The following is a 21388-nucleotide window of genomic DNA, read 5'->3' as shown; positions in this document are numbered from 1 at the left end:
GCAACCTGGGACTTCGATAAAGCCTCCAACACAGAACGCTCAGCCTCGGACAACAACAACGCAGCAGCTGGTCTCGACATAAACCCAGCTTAAACCCACACTCATTACTTATTTTGGAGACACACCAGTAGAAGACCAACACGGCGACGGCGGCAATGATGATGCCGGTCAGATTCAATACCAGCTGCAGCGCCGAACCGGCCGCCTGGGCCGGTTCCCCCAACACCAGGGCGACGGCGACATAGCCGGCGGCCGGGACAGTGGTCACCGAAATGAAGACGCCCACCAGGACAGCGGATTTACGCCCGATCAGGGACAGCATTCCCGCAGCTCCTGCGAGCATCGCTACGATCAACGAGTACGGCCCCGGGTGGTAAATGAACTCCGTGGCGGGGCTGCCGTGCTGCAGGAAGCTTTGATCGACTAAGCCCAGCGGAACCGACAGCCAGGCCGCGCCCGCCGTGACGGCCATCGCGACCGGGAAACCAACGCCCAGGGCCAGCGCCGAACTCTTCGCCAGCGCCCAGCGGCGGTTCACCAGCCCGAGGGCAATTCCCGCCAGCGGGCCGAACTCCGGTCCAACGACCATGGCACCGACAATGGCGATCGTGGAATTGGTCACAATGCCAATACCGGCCAACTGCAGAGCAATCACCAGGAAGGCCAGAAAGCTCCAACTCAATTTGGAATCCTCGCCCGTGTGGGCTTCCACTTCGTCCCAGATAATCGCATCGGCGCCTTCACCAGGCGCGGCTTGTTCGGCCTCGTCTACCCGCTCGGAAAGCACCAGGCCCGGTTCGCTGACGCTAACGGAACCAACCTTAACAATGCCCATCCCCTCGAGGCTGTCCAGGAGCTCATCGACAGATTCACGCACGCACAGGATCTCTACCACGTCACCGGGCGGGAGTACGGATGCATGGTCAAAGACAACAACACCGGCGGTGCCGGCGAAACTCTGCGCCGCATTCACTACCCCCGTAGTCAAGCCGGCCGGAACGACGGCCCGGATCAGCAGTGTCACGTGTGCTCCCTGTGCTGTTCGTAGTGAAGTGAATTAAGGGGTTACATTCCGGTAACATAGTAAGGACTTTTGGTAACCCTTAGGCGATCAGCAAGCGTGACAAGGGTAATAAATCCGATGTTTTGGTCACGACGGGCCCCCGGGGCCGGGACACGCCCCGCTTCGACCAGGCTCCGCTCGGGTCCGGACCGGACTGTGCGGCCAAGAACCTTAGGGCTATTCCTGCCCCGGGGACAGCTGCCTGGTCTGATCGGCAATGTGCTGGTCTGCAGGGACGGCAAGCACCTCACCCGAACCTACCTCAAGACGCTCACACCGGTGGTGCCGCGCGCATTCTTCGCGTTCACCGGCTGGGAGGACGGAAAGTAATGTCGACACAACAAAAGAAGGGCTTCCGCCCCGAGGTACAAGGCCTGCGCGCCCTGGCCGTGCTGATGGTGGTGACTTACCACATCTGGCTGGGCCGGGTCTCCGGCGGCGTGGATGTCTTCCTGCTCATTTCCGCCTTCCTGATGACGCTGCAATTCACCCGCAAGGTGGAGCGCGGAGAGCCGCTGCGGCTGATCCGGCACTGGCTGCACCTTTTCAAGCGGCTGCTGCCTGCCGCCGTCGTCGTTCTGATTGCGGTGCTGATCGGCACCTGGGCCTTCCTGCCGCCGCGGCGCTGGCCGGACATACTGCAGCAGGCATGGTCCTCACTGCTGTACTTCCAGAACTGGGTGCTGGCTGATAACGCGGTGGACTATTACGCCATTGACCATTCGGGTGCCAGCCCGCTGCAGCATTTCTGGTCATTGTCCATCCAGGGGCAGGTCTTTATCCTGTGGCCGCTGATCTTCGCCGCCACCGCCTTGCTGCTGCAGGTCATCAGAGGCATTGGGCGCACGTCCGCCGTGCAGAACCGGCTGCCGCAGCGCCGAAGCCGGCTGACGTACCGGTCTGCGCTGGCCGTGATCTTCTCGATTGTCTTCGCCTTCTCGCTGGCCTTCTCCGTCCGGCATACGGCTGAAAACCAGGCGTACACCTACTTCGACACCCGGGCCCGGCTCTGGGAATTTGCGCTCGGCTCGCTGCTGGCACTGGCACTGCCGTATCTGAAGTTCCCCCGCGCCGTCCGGGTGCTGATGGGCTGGATCGGGATCGCGGCGATGATCAGCTGCGGCCTCATTCTTACCGTTGACCAGCAGTTCCCCGGCTACATTGCGCTCTGGCCGACACTATCCGCGGCATTCATCATTATCGCCGGGCAGACCGGCAGCAGGTTGGGCGTGGACCGGATCCTCTCGGCCAAGCCACTGGTCGCCATGGGCAATGTTTCCTATGCGCTGTACCTGTGGCACTGGCCGCTGCTGGTTATTGTGCTGGTGGCAATCGACCGGTCGGCCGTTAATCTGTGGCAGGGCCTGGCCATCGTCGCGGCGTCCATCGCCTTGGCGTTCCTGACCACGAAATTTGTGGAAACGCCGCTGCGCCGCTGGGAGTGGCCGGAGCATCACGTCTGGCGCGCCGCCGTCGTTCTGGTGGCTTGTGGCGCACTGTTGGCAGCTCCGGCGGCGTTGTGGCAGAACCACATCGATGCCTACGACGCGGCGGTGGCGGCGCAGCCCGCTACGGACAATCCGGGAGCGGCGGCACTGGAACCGGGATTTGCCGGCACGCCGTCGCCGAGCGCCAAGGCCATCCCGGCGCCGGCGCAATTGAAGAATGAATTCGCCACCATTGACGGCGACTGCACCGGCCGGTTGGCCCCGGCATCGGCGCTGCTGGCGCAGATCTGCCACGCGAACAAACCGGCGGGAACACCGGAGGGAACACCGGCCAAAACCATCGTGGTGCTCGGTGACTCGCACTCCCAGCAGTGGCTGCCGGACTGGGACGCGTTGGCCGCGGCGCACAACTGGCAGATTGTCATGATGATTAAGGACGGCTGCCGGTACGGGGCTGACTCGTCCACCCGCGCAGCGGACTGCAACGAATTCAATGCCCAGGACCGCGAATATGTGCTGGCGCTACATCCGGATGCCGTCTTCACCGTCGCATCCCTGACGTTGCAGAACAGTCCCTATGAGATGGAGGTTCCCGGGTATCTGGACGGGATCCGGGGTTTCACGGACGCCGGTATCCAGGTGGTGGGCATCAGGGACAATCCGCGGTTCACTATCAATATGGCCGACTGCGCGGCCCAGAAAGGGGCTACCGCCCCGGCATGCAACCCGCCGCTGTCCGAAAGCCTGGCCGCTACTTCCCCGCTGGATGACCTGCAGGGAAAGCTGCCGGGGCTGTTCCTGATGGATATGAGCGATTACATCTGTGCCGACGGCGTATGCCCGGCCGTGGTGGGGAACGTGTATGTCTACAAGGATGACAACCACCTGACCAAGACATACACGCAATCCATGGCGCCCATATTTGAGCAACGGCTGCTCGCTGTGACCGGCTGGGGGTAGGCCGCTGACCGGTGCAGGAATAGGGCTGCGCCGGCTTTCGTTTTACGATGGATAGACCCCCACATTGCGCGACCGCTGAGGAGCCCTCATGACCCAGCCCGAAATCCATGATCCCTTTGCCTTCATCGGTCTCACTTACGATGACGTGCTGCTGCTGCCCGGCCATACGGATGTGATTCCCTCCGACGCGGACACCGGTTCACGTGTGTCCCGGCGCATTACTGTCAACACGCCGCTGCTCTCCGCGGCCATGGACACGGTCACGGAGTCCCGGATGGCCGTGGCGATGGCGCGCCAGGGCGGCCTGGGTGTGGTGCACCGGAACCTTTCGATTGATGACCAGGCCGAGCAGGTGGACCGGGTGAAACGCAGCGAGTCGGGGATGATCACCAATCCCGTGACCATTGGCCCGCAGGCCTCGCTGCAGCAACTGGACGATCTGTGCCGGCACTACAGCGTCTCGGGTCTGCCCGTCGTCGACGACGACGGCAAGCTGCTGGGCATCGTCACCAACCGGGACACGGTCTTCATCCCGGAGACCGAATACGCGCACCGCCTGGTCCACGAGGTCATGACGAAGATGCCCCTGATCACCGGCAAAGTCGGAATCAGCCGCGCGGATGCCTCCGGTCTATTGGCCAGGAACAAGATCGAAAAGCTGCCGCTGGTGGACGACGGCGGCCGGTTGCGCGGGTTGATCACGGTCAAGGACTTCACGAAGGCCGAGCAGTACCCGCTGGCCACCAAAGACGACGAAGGCCGGTTGCGCGTCGGCGCCGCGATTGGCTTCTTCGGCGACGGCTGGGAGCGTGCCATGAAGCTGGTCGACGCCGGCGTGGACGCCTTGTTCGTGGACACGGCCAACGGGCACAGCCAGGGCGTGCTGGAGATGATCGCACGGCTGAAGGCCGAGCCCGCCGCGGCGCACGTGGACATCATCGGCGGCCAGGCTGCAACCCGCGAAGGCGCGCAGGCGCTCATCGATGCGGGCGCGGACGGCATTAAAGTCGGTGTGGGCCCGGGCTCAATCTGCACCACCCGGGTGGTGGCCGGAGTCGGCGTTCCGCAGATCACGGCCATCTACGAATCGGCCAAGGCAGCCATTCCTGCCGGTGTGCCCCTGATTGCCGACGGCGGCCTGCAGTATTCGGGCGATATCGGCAAGGCGCTGGTAGCGGGTGCGGATACGGTGATGCTCGGTTCGCTCCTGGCAGGCACCGAGGAGGCTCCGGGTGAGCTGATTTTCGTCAATGGGAAACAGTTCAAGACCTATCGGGGCATGGGCTCGCTGGGGGCAATGCAGACCCGCGGCAAGAGCGCGTCGTATTCCAAAGACCGCTACTTTCAGGCCGATGTGTCGGGGGACGACAAGCTCATTCCGGAAGGCATCGAGGGCCGGGTAGCCTATCGCGGACCGTTGTCTTCGGTGGCCTACCAGTTGGTTGGCGGGCTGCGCCAGACCATGTTCTACACCGGAGCGCGCACCGTGCCGGAGCTGAAGGCGAAGGGAAAATTTGTCCGCATTACCGCCGCCGGGCTGAAGGAATCCCACCCGCACGACATCCAGATGACGGTGGAAGCGCCCAACTACGGCTCGAAATAGTCCCAGCCGCTCCCACACCTCGTTCCTCGGTCCGGGGCCCGGGCGGCCGTGGGCCGATGTCTCTACCTGGTGCGGGAACAGCATGCGCACCTGCGCTAACCTTGAGCAGTGACTTACGAGATTGAGATTGGCCGCGGCAAGCGTGGGCGCAGCGCCTACTCCCTGGATGACATCGCGATAATTCCGTCCCGACGGACGAGGGACCCGAAAGATGTCTCGGTGAAATGGCAGATTGACGCCTACCAGTTTGAAACTCCGGTCATCGGCGCACCGATGGATTCGGTAATGTCGCCCGCCACAGCCATTGCCCTGGGACGCCTGGGCGGCCTGGGCGTCCTTGACCTGGAGGGACTGTGGACACGATATGAAGATCCGCAGCCGGTTCTGGACGAAATTGCGGCGTTGGAATCCACCGCCACGAATCCGGCGGCAACCCGGCGCCTGCAGGAACTCTACCTTGCACCGGTCCGGCCCGAACTGATCACCTCCCGCTTGGCCGAGATCCGGGCGGCAGGAGTGACCGTGGCCGGGGCGCTGACGCCGCAGCGCACGCAGGAATTCTATGAGACCGTGGTGGCCGCAGGGGTGGATATTTTTGTCATCCGGGGAACCACTGTCTCCGCCGAGCACGTCTCCAAGACGGCGGCGCCACTGAACCTCAAGCAATTTATTTACGAGCTTGATGTCCCCGTTATTGTGGGCGGTGCGGCCGGCTACACTCCCGCACTGCACCTGATGCGAACCGGCGCGGCCGGCGTCCTGGTGGGGTTCGGCGGCGGCGCGTCCACCACCACCCGCCGCGCCCTGGGCATCAGGGCTCCAATGGCCAGCGCCATCTCCGACGTCGCCAGTGCGCGTAGGGACTATATGGATGAGTCCGGCGGCCGGTATGTGCATGTCATTGCCGACGGCGGCATGGGCTCGAGCGGCGACATCGTCAAGGCGATTGCGATGGGCGCGGACGCCGTCATGCTCGGCGCGGCATTGGCCCGTGCGGACGAGGCGCCGGGGCAGGGCTGGCATTGGGGCGCCGAGGCACACCACCCGGAACTGCCGCGCGGGGACAGGGTTCGGTTGGACAGCGTGGGGCCGTTGAACGAGGTGCTGTTCGGGCCGGCGCACCAGGCCAACGGCACCTCGAACCTGATCGGGGCGCTACGCCGTTCGATGGCCACTACCGGGTATTCCGACCTGAAGGAATTCCAGCGCGTCGAGGTCGTGGTCTCGCCCTGACCCAAGGAGCCTGACCGATAAGTTCACGTGCGCTGCCTTTTTTGGACACTGCCTTTCCGGAGCTCCAGGACGTAGGGTGAAAGCACGAGTTTTCTTGCGTCTTCAGGAGGTCCGCATGTCTGTTCCAGCACGTCCCACCGGTGAGCTTGGCCCCAAGGCACGCGAAGCCGCGCTGGCAGCGCTGAAGGCAACCTCCGATCCCGGCGCTGAACTGGACATTCTGGTGGTCGGCGGCGGCGTCGTCGGCGTTGGTTCCGCACTCGATGCGGTGACCCGGGGTTTGAAGGTCGGCATTGTGGAAGCCAACGACTGGGCCGCGGGAACGTCGTCGCGCTCCTCCAAGCTGATTCACGGCGGTCTGCGGTACCTGCCAATGCTGGAATTCGCGCTGGTCACCGAGGCGCTCAAAGAGCGCGGGCTGTTGCTGCAGCGCATTGCCCCGCACCTAACCCGGCCGGTTCCCTTCCTGTATCCGCTGACCAAACGGTTTATTGAGCGTCCCTTTGTTGGCGCGGGCATCCTGCTCTACGACACGCTGGGCCTGACATCCGGTAACAGCCGTGGCGTGCCGATGCATAAGCATTTGAGCAAGAAGGCTACCTTGCGCGCTGCTCCCAGTCTTAAAGACGATGCAATGATCGGCTCCATCCGCTACTACGACGGACAGGTGGACGACGCACGCTATGTGGCGAATATGGTCCGGACCGCTGCGAGCTATGGAGCGCACGCAGTCAACCAGGTCAGCGTGGTGGACTTCCTGCGCGAGGGCGAGCGCGTGGTGGGGGCGAAGGTCCGCAATAATCTGGACGGCAGCGAGTTCGATATCCGTGCCAAGCAGGTCGTGAACGCCACCGGCGTCTGGACGGATGATACCCAGGGGATGGTGACCGACCGCGGGCAGCTGAAGGTCCGCGCGTCCAAGGGCATCCATCTGGTGGTGCCGCGGGACCGGTTCCAATCCACCGTGGGGCTGATCCTGCAGACCGAGAAATCCGTGCTCTTCGTGATCCCCTGGGGGCGGCATTGGATTATTGGCACCACGGACACCGACTGGCAGCTGGACAAGGCTCATCCGGCTGCCTCCGCCCAAGACATTGATTATCTGCTCGAACACGTCAACAAGGTGCTCAAACGGCCCCTCACCCGGGAGGATGTGGAGGGCGTGTACGCCGGGCTGCGCCCATTGCTGGCCGGGGAGAGTGATTCCACCGCGAAACTTTCCCGTGAGCATGTGGTCTCGCACCCGGTACCCGGCATGGTGGTGGTAGCTGGCGGTAAATGGACCACCTACCGGGTGATGGCCAAGGATGCGGTGGATGAAGCCACCCGAACGCTGGATGAGAAGGTCCCGGCCAGTGTCACGGCCACCATTCCATTGCTCGGCGCGGAGGGTTTCAAGGCGGCGTGGAACCGGCGGAACCGCACAGCGGAGGAGACGGGCGTGCATGTGGCGCGGGTGGAGCATCTGCTCAATCGCTACGGCTCGATGGCAGCCGACGTCCTGAAACTGATCGCCGACGACGCAGAGCTGGGCCAGGCGCTTCCGGGTGCCGACGATTATCTTCGGGCTGAGGTGGTGTACGCGGCCACGCACGAGGGGGCTTTGCACGTGACGGATGTCCTGACCCGACGGACGCGGATCTCCATCGAATCCTGGGATCGGGGCGTGGCGGCGGCCCCCGTCGTGGCGAAGCTGATGAGCGGGATCCTGGGCTGGAGCGGTGAGCAGCAGGAGAGCGAAATCGAAAACTACGTGGCGCGCGTGGAAGCTGAGCGTCTAAGCCAGCAGCAGCCCGACGATGCGTCAGCGGATGCGGCCCGGCTGAGTGTGGAGAGCGGGGCGCGGGATCTGTAACGTAGTGCACGCGAACACCGTGCACGCACGCCCGAAAGGCAGATATGACAGAGGGCCCGCTGGAACGCTATGACGCATTACTGACGACACCGGAGCTGGTCATCCTGGAAATGGAGGCTGTTTCCAAGAAGGACGCTGCGGCGCAGCTGGCGGAACGGCTCTTTCAGGCTGGACGGATCAGCGATCTGGCCGGTTTTCTGGCGCAGGTCAATGCACGCGAGCACCAGATGGCCACCGGTCTGCCGGGCGGGATCGGCATGCCGCATGCGCGCAGCGAATTTGTGACCAGGACGTCGATAGCCGTGGGGGTCACCCGGCATGGTTACAGTCTTGACTTCGGAGCAATGGACGGTCCCGCCACCGTGGTGTTGCTGATCGCCACACCGGCCAGTTCCTTTTCCGAGCATCTCGAGGTGCTGGCCACGCTGGCGCGCTCGCTGTTCAAGGAGAACTTCCGCGAGTCGCTGCGCCGGGCCCATGACGCGGAGGTCATCGCCGAACTGATCAATTCGACCCTGGTGTTCTTCGACCACTGACCACTGACCATCCGCGGCCCCGGGTCGCTCCGGCCCCGGGTCGCTCCGGCCACGGAACGCTCCGGACCGCCGCACCCTCGGACCGCCCCTATTGCGTGTGCCAGGAATGCCACAGTGACGCGTAGGATCCACCGAGCGCGAGCAGCTGCTCATGCGGTCCTAGTTCTATGATCCTGCCGCCCTCCACGACGGCAACCCGGTCCGCGTCATGGGCGGTATGCAGACGGTGCGCAATTGCCACTACTGTGCGGCCTTTAAGAACCGCGCTGAGCGAGCGCTCCAGGTCCCGGGCCGCCTGCGGGTCGATCAGCGAGGTGGCCTCGTCCAGCACCAACGTGTGTGGATCGGCCAGGATCAACCGGGCCAGGGCCAGCTCCTGCGCCTGGGCAGGCGTCAGCGCATATGCCCCGGATCCGACCTCCGTCTCCAGCCCCTCCGGCAGGGCGCGCGCCCAGCCCAGCGCGCCGACGTCGTCCAACGCCTGTTCAATTTCGGCGCCGTCGGCGTCCGCCTTGCCCAGGCGCACATTGTCTGCCACGCTGCCGACAAAGACGTGGTGCTCTTGAGTGACCAGGGCCACCTGGCGTCGCAGTTCGTCCAGGGGCAGATCGACCAGCGGAACACCGCCCACCTGCACCGAGCCGCCAGTGGGTGGATGAATGCCGGCAATCAACCGGCCAAGCGTTGACTTTCCAGCCCCCGAGGGCCCCACCACGGCGAGGCGCTCACCGCGTACCAGGTGCAGGTCCACGCCATGGAGCACATCGTGCCCCGGCCGGTAGGCGTAGCGGGCGGCCTGAACGTGGATATCCTGACCCTTCGGAAGCACGCCGGACGCCGTACGGTCTGCGGGAACGTTACGGATTCCGGTGATGCGCGCCAGGGAGGAGGCGCCGACCTGGAGTTCGTCGAGCCACATGATCAGGGTGTTGACGGGGTCGATGAGCTGGAGAGCGTACAGGGCGACGGCGGCAACGACGCCCGGGGTCACGTTCCCTTGAGCAGCCAGCCAGCCGCCCCACAGCAGGACCACCGCCACGGGCAGGTAGAAGGCGAATTCGGTGGCCGGAAACAAGACACTGCGCAGCGAGAGTGTATAGCGCTCCGCCCGGAAACTGCCCAGCAGCGCATTATCAATGGACCGCCGGCGCAGGGGACCCAGGCTCAGTGCATCCACCGTACGGGCGCCCTCAATGGTTTCCGTAATAGCGCCATTGACCACGGAATAGCTTTCCCGCTCCGTCAGATACCCGGCGGCCGATCGTTTCAGGTACCAGCGCGTTACCGGAATCATCAGCGGAGCGCCGGCCAGCAGCGCGATCGCCGTGACAGGGGAGACTACGGCGGCGGCTGCCACAGTGAGGAGCACGGTGATGGCGGAAACCAGGATCTGCGGAACCGCAAAGCGGACCGCGAAGGAGACCGCCTCCACGTCATTAGTGGTGCGCGAGACCAAGTCGCCGGTGCCGGCCTTTTCCACCGTGGACAGCGGCAGGGCCGTGACCTGGTCCATGAACTCCTCGCGCAGCTGCGCAAAGACCTTTTCGCCGGCGATCATGGACGCTGCCATCGCCAGGCGCTGCAGGACCGCCTGCAGCACCACAAAGCCGGCCATCACCAGGGCGAGCATGCTGACGTAGCCAACTGTGGTCCCCGCGGCTACGCCGTCGACAATCAGTTTCAGCAAAACCGGGCCCGCCAGGCCAGCGATGGCAGCCAGCACGAACAGGGCCACCACCTTGATCAGCGCGGTGCGGTGCATTGAAAGCAGGCGCCGTGTTTCGGCCCGGACCTGGGGGGAATCGGAAACCGGGAGCTGACCGTTCTGCAGCGCCTCAGTGCCCGCTCCGGTCCGGGATCCAGTTCGGGCTCCGGTGCCCGCTCCGGAGCGGCCGCGGGAGCGCGCGCGGGTCTTCCGACCGGATTTGGTGCTGATTTCGGCCGTTGCGCCGGGAGAGTCCGGGGAGGTGGAGATATTAAGTTGTTCGGCCTCGGTGTCACTCACCGCGGATCACCACGTCCCTGTAGTCGGAGTTTTCCAGCAGTTCGCGGTGCGTGCCGGCGGCCGCCATTGTTTGGTCCCGCAGGAACACCACATGGTCCATGGCGCCGAGCATCAGCGGGCTGGCCGTCACCACGACGGTGGTGCGTCCCTGGCCACGCGCTGCTGCCAGCCGGACTGCGATCCGCGCCTCGGTATGGGCGTCCACAGCGCTGGTGGGCTCCACCAGCAGCAACGTCTGAGCCTCGGTCAAAAGGGCACGGGCCAGCGCCAGACGCTGGCGCTGGCCCCCGGAAAAGGACCGACCTCGTTCGGTGACCTGGTGGTCCAGCCCTTCCTCCACACCTTCCAGGATGTCCAGCGCACTGGCGGCATCCAGCGCGGCCAGCACATCGGCGTCGTCGTGCTTGTGCTGCGGATCCAACCCCTCGCGTAAGGTGCCGGTAAATAATTGCGGATCCGCCTCGCTGAAGACGATCCGCCGGCGCACCTGTTCCAACGGAACGCGGTGCAGCGCGCTCTGGCCCCACAGCACCGGCGTCGTGCTGAGAGTGTCATCATCGAAGCGGCCCAACCGCTCGGCCAGGGCCGCCGAATCGGCAGGATTCCCGGAGACGACGGCGGTCAGCAGGCCAGGAGCAATCTCCACCGATGACGCGGTGTCGTATAAGGAAGCGGCCGCTTGCGGGGCGGGCTCCGGATCCGTCGGCGTCCGCACCGCGGAGTCGGTGCCCAGGACATTGATGATCTTCCGTGCGCCCACCACGGCGCGGATGGCGGAGGAGACGGCCTGGGCCACGGAGCGGACCGGCGTCACCAGGAAAACGGCGAAACCATAAAGTGAGACCAGCTGCCCGGGCGAGATCTGGCCCGTGACTGCCAGCGAGGCACCCAACCACGTGAAGAGCACCGCAAAACCACCGGTGACCAGCAGCTGGGTGGCTTCCAGCGTGGCGAGTGAGCGGGCTACATCGTTGCCGGTCTGCCGGGTTGCCTGCGACCGTTTCTTGTAGCGGCCCACGAAGATGTGCTCCCCGCCGATCCCGCGCAGCACGCGCAGTCCGGCCACGGTGTCCGCGCCCACGGCGGTCATCTTGCCGGATTCCTCACGCTGCGCCCTCTGCCGGCTCTGCAGCGGGCGGATGATGAACAGCAGCATGGCGCAGCATGCCGGCACGCCCACCAGAACGGTGATCCCCAGGGTCAAGGAAATCTGCGCCACGAGGACTGTGACAACAATGTAGGACAAAACCGAACCGGTGAGCCTGGCGAAGGTGTCATAAATCTGCCCGATCCGGGTGGCGTCCGAGGCGGCCGTGGATACTACCTCTCCGGTGGAGAATTTCCGCGGCAGGGCATCCCCGCTGTAGGTGATCTTGTGGCCGACCAGCTGGATGGACCGAAACGCCGCCTGCAGCCAATTACTGACGGAGATACGGTGCCGAAGCACGGCGAAGACGGACTGGATCACGGCCAGCAGCAGCAGCACTCCCGTCCAGGCCAGCAGCGCAGCGAAATCCCCACCGAGAATTCCCTGGTCCAGGGCCTTGCCTAAAACCAGGGGAACCAGCGCCTGGCTGAGCATCCAGACCGAGCCGAAGACCATTCCGGCCGTCAGCGAGGCCCATTGCTGGCGGGCCAGCCACCACAGATAACGAAGTGGAGAGCGCACATCCGGGCCGGTCGCCACGGGGTAAGGGAATGTACGCACAAAGATTCAGCCTAAGCCGGGTTGTACGCCGCGCCGCGGAACAATGAAATTCGTAATCAAATCGTGATCTTGCGCACTTTTTGCCGACAGTCCGCGGTACACATCCGACCGGTGTCCGGTTCGTGTCCTCATGGTGGCGCCTTTGGGCCGGTATCCTCCGTCCGGTGCCGCGGACCGGTCAAACCTGCGCAGCGTCGGGAGCCGTCAGTGCGCATGGGCACCCCTGCGCGGACTTATCTGCCAACGCTGCGCAGATGTGACCGGTTTCAGGCCGCGCCGGTTCCTTGGCGACCCGGTGCGCACGAGGGCCGGGCATTGGGACTTCTACAGGCGGAAGAAGTACCTTTAAGGGGTGTTGAAAACCGCCCTGAAACCCCGCTGGATCGCCGCGCTCATCCTGGCGCTCGCCGTATCCGGGGTTTTTGTTCTGCTTAGCCAGTGGCAGTTTTCCCGCTCCACCGAGCGGACGGACGCTCCGCCGGTCGTGCTCGAAAGCACCAAACCTCTGCTCTCCGTGCTGGACCCGGGCGTGCCGATGCACGCCGATGCCGCAGATCAGCTGGTTACCGCGCAAGGTCACTTTGATGCGTCGCGGCAGGTGCTGGTGCAAAACCGGCTGCAGAGTGGGGCCAACGGTTACTGGGTTGTGACCGCCTTTATCGTCGACGGCGCCCCGGTCCTCAAGGGTGCCGGTGCGACGGCGGAAACCATCATTCCGGTGGCCCGAGGCTGGCTGAGCGATACCGCAGAAGCCAAGGCGCCGCCGTCGGGCCCGATCACTTTGGCCGGCCGGCTCATCCCTTCCGAGGCGCCCAACCCCAAGGCCAACGTTCCCGCCGGGCAGGTGGCTGCCCTGTCCACGGCGCAGCTGATCAACCTCTGGCAGGTCAGCAGCTACCCGGGCTTCATCATTTCCAACAGCGAGCTTGCCGCCGGTCAGGACGTCGGGGCACATGCGGTGGCCGGTGATCTCAAGGCCATCACGGTGACTGCCCAGCCGGATGTCTCGCCGATCAATTGGCTCAATATTTTCTACGCGGTCGAGTGGGTGGTTTTTGCCGGTTTTGCGGTGTTCCTGTGGTGGCGGCTGGTCTCGGATGCCTACCGTCGGACTATGGATCCCGAGGACGATGACGATTACGACGACGGCGGCGACGATTACGGCGGCGACGGCGGAGACCATACCGGCGACGACGACGGGACCCGAAACGAGGGCGGAACTTCCGTCCAACAATCCAGTGAGGTACATCAATGAGCGCTCCATCCAAGGCACCCAAACGACGGTTCGGCGGGACCGCCGCGCAGATCCGGTCCGCCCTCGGGCTGTATAAGACGCTGGCCTACCTGACGGGTTCGATGCTGCTCCTGCTGACCATCGAACTCGTGGTGCGCTACGGCTTCCACTCCGTGCTCATGGCCGGCGGAACGGATGCGGCGACAGGAGCCAGCCATGGCCTCGGCTTCGCCGCGGTGCAGGAAAACGGATTCAGCGTGATCGGCGGCTTTAATATCTCTACTGCCGTGCTGATTGTGCATGGCTGGATGTACGTGGTCTACCTCATTGCGGACTTCCGGCTCTGGTCCCTGATGCGCTGGCCGTTCCGCAAGTTCATCCTGATCGCCTTGGGCGGTGTCATCCCGTTCCTGTCCTTCTTCCTGGAGATCCGGATCCATAAACAGGTCGAGGCCGAACTGGCCGCCTTCCCCACCGCTTCCAAACGGTACTGACCGAACCGGCGCTTGGGCCGCTGCGGGCTTCCTGGGGTCGATGGCGCGCGTGGTCCTGACGGGGACCGCGGTGGGCCGGAAATTGTCCCGGCGCTCAGGCACGGGCGGGGTTGGGCTGCCTTGGGTTAAGATTGATGGGTGACTACCCCCGCTATCGCCCAGACTTCGCAGCAGCCCGTCCTCGTCGTCGACTACGGCGCCCAGTATGCCCAGCTGATTGCCCGCCGCGTCCGCGAGGCCAACGTCTATTCGGAAGTGGTGCCGCATACCCTGAGCACCGAGCAGCTGCTCGCGAAGAATCCGGTGGCCATCATCCTTTCCGGCGGTCCGTCCAGCGTCTATGCCGACGGCGCTCCCTCCGTTGGTGCGGATCTCTTCGAAACAGGCGTTCCGGTGTTGGGGATCTGCTACGGGTTCCAGGCTATGGCAGCTGCGCTGGGCGGGACCGTGGCACAGACCGGACTGCGGGAATACGGCGCAACGGATATTACGACGGTGGGGGACGGACGGTCCATTTTAGCCGGAACTCCGAACCACCAGAACGCCTGGATGAGCCATGGCGACAGCGTCCAGCAGGCCCCAGAAGGCTTCGAGGTCCTGGCCAGCACGGCCAGTGCGCCCGTGGCGGCCTTCGCAAACGAAGCAAAATCACTCTTCGGCGTGCAATGGCACCCGGAAGTCAAGCATTCGGACTTCGGTCAGCAGGTGCTGGAAAATTTCCTGTTCGACGGCGCCAAGCTGCAGCCCAACTGGACCACCGGGAACATTGTCGAGGAGCAGGTCCAGCGGATCCGCGACCAGATCGGCGGAGCCAGAGTGATTTGCGGCTTGTCCGGTGGGGTGGATTCGGCCGTCGCAGCAGCGCTGGTCCACCGCGCCGTCGGAGACCAGCTGAGGTGCGTCTTCGTTGATCACGGTCTGCTGCGCGAGGGTGAAGCCGAGCAGGTAGAGCGCGATTTTGTCGCTGCAACCGGCGTCAAACTCTATGTTGCGAAAGAAACCGACCGTTTCCTGGATGCGCTGGCCGGCGTATCCGACCCGGAAACCAAGCGCAAGATCATTGGCCGCGAATTCATCCGCGCGTTTGAAGAAGCCGAACGGGCACTGATCAGCGAGGCGGGCTCCGACGGCGAAGCGATCAAGTTCCTGGTGCAGGGAACCCTTTATCCGGACGTCGTCGAATCCGGGGGAGGCGAGGGAGCAGCCAACATTAAGAGTCATCACAACGTCGGTGGTCTCCCCGAGGACCTGCAGTTTGAGCTCGTGGAACCGTTGCGTGCGCTGTTCAAGGATGAGGTCCGCGCCGTGGGCGCCCAGCTGGGCCTGCCCGGCGAGATCGTGGGACGCCAGCCCTTCCCGGGCCCCGGTCTGGGAATCCGCATTGTCGGCGAGGTGACCCGCGAGCGGCTGGCTCTGTTGCGTAAGGCCGATGCCATCGCGCGCGCCGAGCTGACTTCGGCAGGTCTGGACAACGAAGTGTGGCAGATGCCCGTGGTACTGCTGGCGGACGTCCGCAGCGTCGGGGTCCAGGGCGACGGCCGAACCTACGGGCATCCCATTGTCCTCCGACCCGTCTCCAGTGAAGATGCGATGACGGCAGACTGGTCCAGACTCCCGTACGACCTGCTGGCCCGGATCTCCAACCGGATCACCAACGAGGTCGACGGCGTCAACAGGGTCGTGCTCGACGTCACCAGCAAGCCGCCGGGAACCATCGAGTGGGAATAGCGCCGGATCAGTGTGCCGTTGCCGTAATTTCCGCACAACAAGGGATAGCCTCAAAAGATGCCCGTATGGTCCAGATCGTCACGCTCTAACGCCGATAGATCGAACACCGATAGATCGAACACCGAAAGATCAAGCACCGATGGATCCAGCCCCGCGAGATCCAATCCTGTGAGATCCAGCCCCGTGAGATCCAATAGAGAGAAGAAGACACTAGTGTCCGAAAAAGTCAGCCATGGCGAGAGCTCCACTGAGCTCCGGACTTGGCTTGCCGGGCTGGGGTCCTACTCCGGCCCCGACACACTGCTGGGCTTTACCAAGGCTCCCGAGGGCTGCATTGATCTGACGCATGCCCACCCTTCCGGTCTGGCGCAGCTGCTGGCGGGGCGACGCACCAGGCTTTCCACCCTGATCCGTGACGCCAGTCAGTACGCCGTGGCCGTCCGCATAGCCGGTACGCTGCGGGCGAAAATCTTTGAGCTCGGCTCAGACCGGGGCATCGACGTGGGATATCTGGCGGCGGGAACGGCAAGCTGGACCAACGCCACACGCATCGATGGCGCCGGGAGTAACACCAGTGCAGCGGAACCGCACCACGTCTGCGCCCCCGTCCTGCTGACCGCCATTGTCCTGACCGCACGGCCGGGCCAGGACGACTATGAACTGCAGCTCACGGAACAAGCCCGGCTGAACCCTGCTCTGGTGCGCAGCCTGCGCCAGGTCCACGGCATTGAGTTGGAGCCGCTGTCCTTAGCCAGACTGGCCTACAGCACGGCACGGTTCAATCCGGCTCCCGTCTTGGAACGCCTGCGTGCGCTGGTGCAGCCGATTAAGGGCGCCGTCGTCGAGCATCACCTGCTGGTCTCCACCTTCGCCGACCTCGCCGAGAACCTGCACGACGCCGCGCTGCTATCGGGGAACCCGTTTATCGAAGCGCTGAGCTCCGCCGGCCACGATGACGGCGCTGGGGCGGTCCGCTCAGCCCTCCATGAGGCGGAAGGCCCGGGCGAATCGGATCGATTCCCGCCTCTGGACGCACGCGAACCGCACGAGGAACTGCTGGTGCTCGACGCGGATACCGGCCAGCAACAGGTGCTCGACATGATCCGCGCGGGGGACTCGCTGGTCGTCTCAGCCCCGCCGGGGACCGGCCAGACGCAGACCGCCATCAACGCCATAGCTGCTCTGGCTTTCGATGGCAAGACCGTGCTGGTGATCGGTGAGCGCCGTACTACGCTGAACGAACTGGCGCAGCGTTTCTCAGATCTGGGCCTGGCTGAACTGTTGCTGCAGCTCAGCGCTCAGACCGGTCCGCAACAACTCAAATCTGCGCTGGTCCGTGCGATTGTGCGCAATGAAAAAGCCGCGGAGCCGAAGCTGACTAATCTGCACCGGACGCTTACCGAGCACCGGCACCAGCTGATGGACCACGTAGCCTCGCTGCACGACGTCCGTCAACGCTGGGGTTGTTCCCCGTATCAGGCGATGCAGTCTCTGGCCGAGCTGACGTCGATCCATCCAGCGCCGTCCACCACTGTCCGGCTCAAGCGCAGCGTCCTGGACAGCATCGCAGACCGTGACGAACTGGCCGGCCGGCTGCGCCGCGCAGCCGAACTGGGCAGCTTCAGCAAATCGGCCACCAGCAGTGCCTGGCACGGCGCGCGGCTGGTGACCCGCAAGGAAACCGAAGAGGCCCATGCCCTGGCCAGCGGCCTGCTGGCTCAGCTGCCCGAATTTGCCCGCAAGATCAGTGAGATGACCGAGTTCTCCCAGATCCGCCAGGGCCACACCTTTATTGAGTGGGGCGAACAGCTGGAGTTGCTGGTGGCCGTGCGGGAGAGTCTGGATAAATTCACCCCGGATATCTTTGACCGCCCCGTCACTGACCTCATCTCCGCTACCGCCAGTTCCGGTTGGCGCCGCGAGCGGAATGTGGAAATGGCAGCGATGCAGCGTTCGCGTCTCCGGCGGGTGGCAAAGGAATATATCCGCCCCGGTGTGCACATCTCGGATCTGCATACCTCGCTGGTACTGGTGCAGGAACAACGGGCCGTGTGGGGGAATTACGCCACCACGGAGCGCCATCCCGCCGTCCCTTCCGGGCTTGCAGATCTTCGCGCCGCGCACACCGAGCTTGGCGGTGCTCTGCAACAGCTGGGCCTGGCCGTGGAGCGGACAGCCGCCGGCGGCGGGCTGGAAAGCACCGGCTTTGATGAACTGATCGCCCGCCTGCAGGCTTTGGTCGATGATAAGGAAACGCTGCAGACCCTGCCGGAGCGCACCCTGCTGCTGGAGAGCATGCGCGGACACGGACTCGGGGAGCTGCTGGACGATCTGGCGGACCGCGAGGTGGCACCGGCCGGGACACGCACCGAGCTGGAACTGGCGTGGTGGCAGTCGGCGCTCGAGGCCATGATTAGCGGCGATGACTATCTTGCCATGTCCGACGGCGACAATCTGCGCCGCGTGGAGGCCGAATTTCGTTTAGCCGACCAGGCACACGTCGTCAGCGGCAGCTCGAGGCTGCGGTGGCGGCTGGCCCAGAAATGGAACTCCACCGTCTCCGGCCGTAACCGTCAGGGCGAGCTGCTGCGTAACCTGCTCAAGGACGGGCGCGTGACCCTTGATGCTCTCGCGGCTCAGGCGCCGGACCTACTGGCCAACCTGCTGCCGGTGTGGGCAACGAGTCCCTTAATGCTTCCCTCTGTGGTTCCGGCAGGGCAGCGCTTTGACGCCGTCATCATCCTGGACGCCGAATCCACCTCGCTGCAGGCGGCACTGCCGTCCATTGCGCGTGCCCGGCAGGTGATCGCATTCGGTGACGAGCAGACAGCGGCTCCGCGGGCATTCTCCGTTGCGGTCGAAAAAGTCGCACCCGGTGAGGAAGACTCCCAACGGCCCGAAAGCATCTTCGGCGCCCTGGCTAATGTTCTCCCGGGACGCCGCCTGGGCGTTTCGTATCGCGCAGTGGATGAGGAGCTGGTCCTCCAGCTGAGCAAAGACTTCTACGATGGCCAGCTGGAAAGAATGCCGGACGGTCGCACCGTGACAGGGCTGGACAGATCACTGGTGGTTGACTATCTGCCCGACGGCACGGGCCTGCCCGGTACCGGTATTGACGGCGTTGAATCCGTGGTGGCCGAGGTAAACCGGGTTGTGGATCTGGTCTTTGAACATGCCCGCGTCCGTCCCCTCTCATCGCTCGCCGTCGTGACGGCGAGCGAACGGCACGCAGTCCGGGTGGCCCAGGCCATTCGGATGCAAATGCCGAACCACCCGCTGCTGTCCGAGTTCTTCGCCTCCAGCGCGGAATCCTTCCGGGTAGTCACGGTCAACAGGGCAGCGGGGCTGGTCCGCGACCATGTGATCTTCTCCCTCGGGTACGGACGGACTCCGCATGGGCGGGCGCTGCACAACTTCGGCCCGCTGTCGGCTTCCGACGGGCGCGCTAAGTTTGCGCTTGCCATGACCCGTGCCAGGGAGCATCTGCAGATCATCACCTGTTTCCGGCCTGAGGATCTGGACGAGGCTCGGCTGAGCCACGGGGCACGCGACTTCTACGAGCTGCTGGACCGCGAGTTGGCGGGTAATTCCCGACTGGGAACGACCGCCTCACGGGCCGCTGCCAGTGAGCAGGCGCTGGGCGAAGACGCGCTGGTGGCCGATCTGGCGGAGCGCCTGCGTGCCCGGGGAGCCCGGGTTTGGCATCACTACGACGGCGTCGTGGACATGGTTGCAGCATCGGACCCACTGCAGAACCTCGGCAAGCAGGACGACGAAATCCCGACCCCGGTGGCAGTGGAATCCGATGGAACGGCAAAGTACCAGGGGATGAGCGTCAGAGAGCGCAGCCGGCTGCGTCCGCAATTGCTGGAGCGGCTCGGATGGCGCTACATGCCACTGTGGACGATTGAGGTCTTCACCGACCCGTCACTGTGCGCGGATCTCATTGGCGGGTATCTGGGCCTTTCCCCGACGCTGAACGAGGGCGAGCTCTCGTCCCTGTTGGGGCCTGCTCCGGCGGCCAGGCCATCGGCGAGGGTCGCCATACCGGACGAGGACGGTTTCGGCGCCGGGGAGTCCGGTAAACAGGGATCGCCGGCCCAGGGACAAGAGGCAATGACCGGGTCACCGGAAAGAGTATCTTCGGATGCAGAATCGGCGGAGCTGGAGGTGCCGCAGAAGTCCGATGGCACTGCGTCGACCGGCACTGCGTCGACCGGCAGTGCATCGGCCGGCAGTTTAGCGGCCGGAAGTGCGTCGGCCGGAACTCTTTCGACCGGTGTGATTGGGCCGTCAGCCGGCCGATCCGCCGATACGCCGGAAAGCAATGATGAAGCGGAGCCGGTTGTCGCCGCGGGATCGGGCCAGAACACGGACGTTGTGGGCCTGGAATTAGGAACGCAGATGGGAAGGCAGGCGGGAACGCAGATGGGAACGCAGATGGGATCAGCGTCCGAGAAGGACAACGGCTTCGCGCCGGGATCAGCGTCCGAAAAGGACAACGACTCCGCGACGGAACCGCAGGCACGCGCTGAAGCGGCAGAACCAGCACCATCAAAGGAAGCGGAACCGTTGCTGCCCACTGTCGCCGCCAAGGACGACCCACGTGCCTGGGGAGATAAGACAGAAGAGGGGCACGACGACTGGCTCAAGGAACAGCGCCCTCCCCACTGGGGGTAGCGGCACTGGGCTGTTCGGCTGAGGTAACCAGGACCAGGAAGACCTTGCCGCGGGCCGAGGCTCCGGCCAGTTTGAGAGCCTGATTGCCGGTGGCCGCAACGACTACTAGTCCCCCAGCCTCTTTGCCGGGAAGCAGATCTTGGCTCAGGCCGACGTCGGGTGGCTTCCAAAGAACCGGGACCGCTTCGGCCAGCATCTGGTTGTCCGCCACGTCGTCCAAACCTGTGCTGGTGCTCAGGACTACGTTGACCAGCTGTCCAGGGTGAATCAGGGCGACCGTGGCTGCATCGGCAAGGCGAATGGGCACCGCCTGGCTGCCGATAGGCGTCCCCACCAGCAATCCCGACCCCAAAAGCGCAGCATCCGTAAGAACCTGCCCCTGTCGCAGCGGTCCGGCGAGCTGCCGACCCGCTACGGAATCCTGCGTGCGCAATGCGGCTGCCGGCACCGCGTCCTGCGGTAGCCGCTGCAGGGCCACATCTGTTGCGCCGAGCATCGTCCCGCTGGCCAGATCCCTGGCTGCTACGACAATCACCGTGGTGTCCTCAGGAGCGGGTGTCAGCTGCCCGACAGCCACCGCCGTTGCTGCGCAGAGAAGCAGCGCAGCAATGAAGCGCCGTCGCCGCCGAACCATTCGCATTATTCGATGGAGCCATGAGGGTCGGGAGGCAGCGCCCGGGTAACTTCCGGGATACGTCGGTGACGTTCGTTGGCCGGGAATCTTCATGTCCCGAACCTACGGCCGCGGGACCGGATGCTGGGTGCGAAAACTCATTATGTGTAGAAGCTCCGGGAAAACCAGCCTGTGGAGGATGTGCGACTACGACCGGGCTCATCTGAA

At 64.5% G+C, this 21388-nt stretch carries 14 protein-coding genes; 10 read left to right on the top strand and 4 right to left on the bottom strand.

The window, feature by feature from the left end; genetic code table 11:
- A partial coding sequence (locus IV500_RS18425; protein WP_312875985.1) for a DUF389 domain-containing protein occupies positions 1-1024 on the bottom strand: 1024 nt, incomplete at its 3' end.
- A gap of 195 nt (positions 1025-1219) precedes the next feature.
- Here IV500_RS18425 and IV500_RS18420 point away from each other — a divergent pair.
- The 6 genes from IV500_RS18420 to IV500_RS18395 all read left to right on the top strand — a co-directional run bounded on the left by IV500_RS18420 (position 1220) and on the right by IV500_RS18395 (position 8698).
- Positions 1220-1393: a hypothetical protein gene (locus IV500_RS18420; RefSeq protein WP_196398279.1), complete on the top strand. Its 174-nt coding sequence runs from the start codon at positions 1220-1222 to the stop codon at positions 1391-1393.
- A complete protein-coding gene (locus IV500_RS18415; protein ID WP_196398278.1) occupies positions 1393-3471 on the top strand; it encodes an acyltransferase family protein in 2079 nt (692 codons plus the stop codon). Before IV500_RS18420 ends, IV500_RS18415 begins: the two co-directional genes overlap by 1 nt.
- An 88-nt stretch (positions 3472-3559) precedes the next feature.
- Positions 3560-5074 (top strand): IMP dehydrogenase, encoded by a 1515-nt coding sequence (guaB, locus tag IV500_RS18410; RefSeq protein WP_196398277.1) that lies wholly within the window; start codon positions 3560-3562, stop codon positions 5072-5074.
- A 108-nt stretch (positions 5075-5182) separates the two neighbouring features.
- Positions 5183-6307 carry a GuaB3 family IMP dehydrogenase-related protein gene (locus tag IV500_RS18405; RefSeq protein ID WP_196398276.1) on the top strand — a complete coding sequence of 375 codons (1125 nt, stop codon included), beginning with the start codon at positions 5183-5185 and terminating at the stop codon, positions 6305-6307.
- Between the two features lie 115 nt (positions 6308-6422).
- Positions 6423-8162 (top strand): glycerol-3-phosphate dehydrogenase/oxidase, encoded by a 1740-nt coding sequence (locus IV500_RS18400; RefSeq protein WP_196398275.1) that lies wholly within the window; start codon positions 6423-6425, stop codon positions 8160-8162.
- Positions 8163-8206: 44 nt separating this feature from the next.
- Entirely contained in the window at positions 8207-8698 is a 492-nt protein-coding gene (locus IV500_RS18395; protein WP_196398274.1) for a PTS sugar transporter subunit IIA, read from the top strand.
- A gap of 88 nt (positions 8699-8786) precedes the next feature.
- Here the strand turns inward: IV500_RS18395 and IV500_RS18390 are convergent, their stop codons facing one another.
- Positions 8787-10460 carry an ABC transporter ATP-binding protein gene (locus tag IV500_RS18390; protein ID WP_196398283.1) on the bottom strand — a complete coding sequence of 558 codons (1674 nt, stop codon included), beginning with the start codon at positions 10458-10460 and terminating at the stop codon, positions 8787-8789.
- A 235-nt stretch (positions 10461-10695) separates the two neighbouring features.
- Complete coding sequence (locus IV500_RS18385; RefSeq protein WP_196398273.1) at positions 10696-12411, bottom strand: ABC transporter transmembrane domain-containing protein; 1716 nt, start codon at positions 12409-12411, stop codon at positions 10696-10698.
- A 352-nt stretch (positions 12412-12763) separates the two neighbouring features.
- On the opposite strand from IV500_RS18385, the gene IV500_RS18380 reads away from it, so the two are divergent.
- The 4 genes from IV500_RS18380 to IV500_RS18365 all read left to right on the top strand — a co-directional run bounded on the left by IV500_RS18380 (position 12764) and on the right by IV500_RS18365 (position 20547).
- A complete protein-coding gene (locus IV500_RS18380) occupies positions 12764-13666 on the top strand; it encodes an SURF1 family protein (protein WP_196398272.1) in 903 nt (300 codons plus the stop codon).
- The gene (locus IV500_RS18375; protein ID WP_196398271.1) at positions 13663-14139 is read left to right on the top strand and encodes a DUF3817 domain-containing protein; all 477 of its coding nucleotides are present in this window, start codon (positions 13663-13665) and stop codon (positions 14137-14139) included. Before IV500_RS18380 ends, IV500_RS18375 begins: the two co-directional genes overlap by 4 nt.
- A 138-nt stretch (positions 14140-14277) precedes the next feature.
- The gene (guaA, locus tag IV500_RS18370) at positions 14278-15867 is read left to right on the top strand and encodes a glutamine-hydrolyzing GMP synthase (protein ID WP_196398270.1); all 1590 of its coding nucleotides are present in this window, start codon (positions 14278-14280) and stop codon (positions 15865-15867) included.
- Positions 15868-16080: 213 nt separating this feature from the next.
- Complete coding sequence (locus IV500_RS18365; protein ID WP_196398269.1) at positions 16081-20547, top strand: AAA family ATPase; 4467 nt, start codon at positions 16081-16083, stop codon at positions 20545-20547.
- Here IV500_RS18365 and IV500_RS18360 read toward each other — a convergent pair.
- On the bottom strand, positions 20516-21181 hold the full coding sequence (locus IV500_RS18360; protein WP_230855157.1) for an SAF domain-containing protein: 666 nt from the start codon (positions 21179-21181) through the stop codon (positions 20516-20518). The two genes, IV500_RS18365 and IV500_RS18360, sit on opposite strands and share 32 nt — an antisense overlap.
- Positions 21182-21388: the final 207 nt, after the last annotated feature.

Source organism: Arthrobacter terrae, from assembly GCF_015708085.1.
GTDB classification, from domain to species: Bacteria; Actinomycetota; Actinomycetes; order Actinomycetales; family Micrococcaceae; genus Arthrobacter_M; species Arthrobacter_M terrae.
The sequence above is the reverse complement of the archived record's forward strand: the minus strand, read 5'-3'. Positions and strand labels throughout refer to the sequence as shown.

What these genes read in the sequence shown, in the direction of transcription:
- IV500_RS18400 (WP_196398275.1), top strand. Translation starts at nt 6,423, where the DNA reads ATGTCTGTTCCAGCACGTCCCACCGGTGAGCTTGGCCCCAAGGCACGC.
- IV500_RS18415 (WP_196398278.1), top strand. Translation starts at nt 1,393, where the DNA reads ATGTCGACACAACAAAAGAAGGGCTTCCGCCCCGAGGTACAAGGCCTG.
- IV500_RS18375 (WP_196398271.1), top strand. Translation starts at nt 13,663, where the DNA reads ATGAGCGCTCCATCCAAGGCACCCAAACGACGGTTCGGCGGGACCGCC.
- IV500_RS18395 (WP_196398274.1), top strand. Translation starts at nt 8,207, where the DNA reads ATGACAGAGGGCCCGCTGGAACGCTATGACGCATTACTGACGACACCG.
- guaB (WP_196398277.1), top strand. Translation starts at nt 3,560, where the DNA reads ATGACCCAGCCCGAAATCCATGATCCCTTTGCCTTCATCGGTCTCACT.
- IV500_RS18390 (WP_196398283.1), bottom strand. Translation starts at nt 10,460, where the DNA reads ATGCACCGCACCGCGCTGATCAAGGTGGTGGCCCTGTTCGTGCTGGCT.
- IV500_RS18360 (WP_230855157.1), bottom strand. Translation starts at nt 21,181, where the DNA reads ATGGTTCGGCGGCGACGGCGCTTCATTGCTGCGCTGCTTCTCTGCGCA.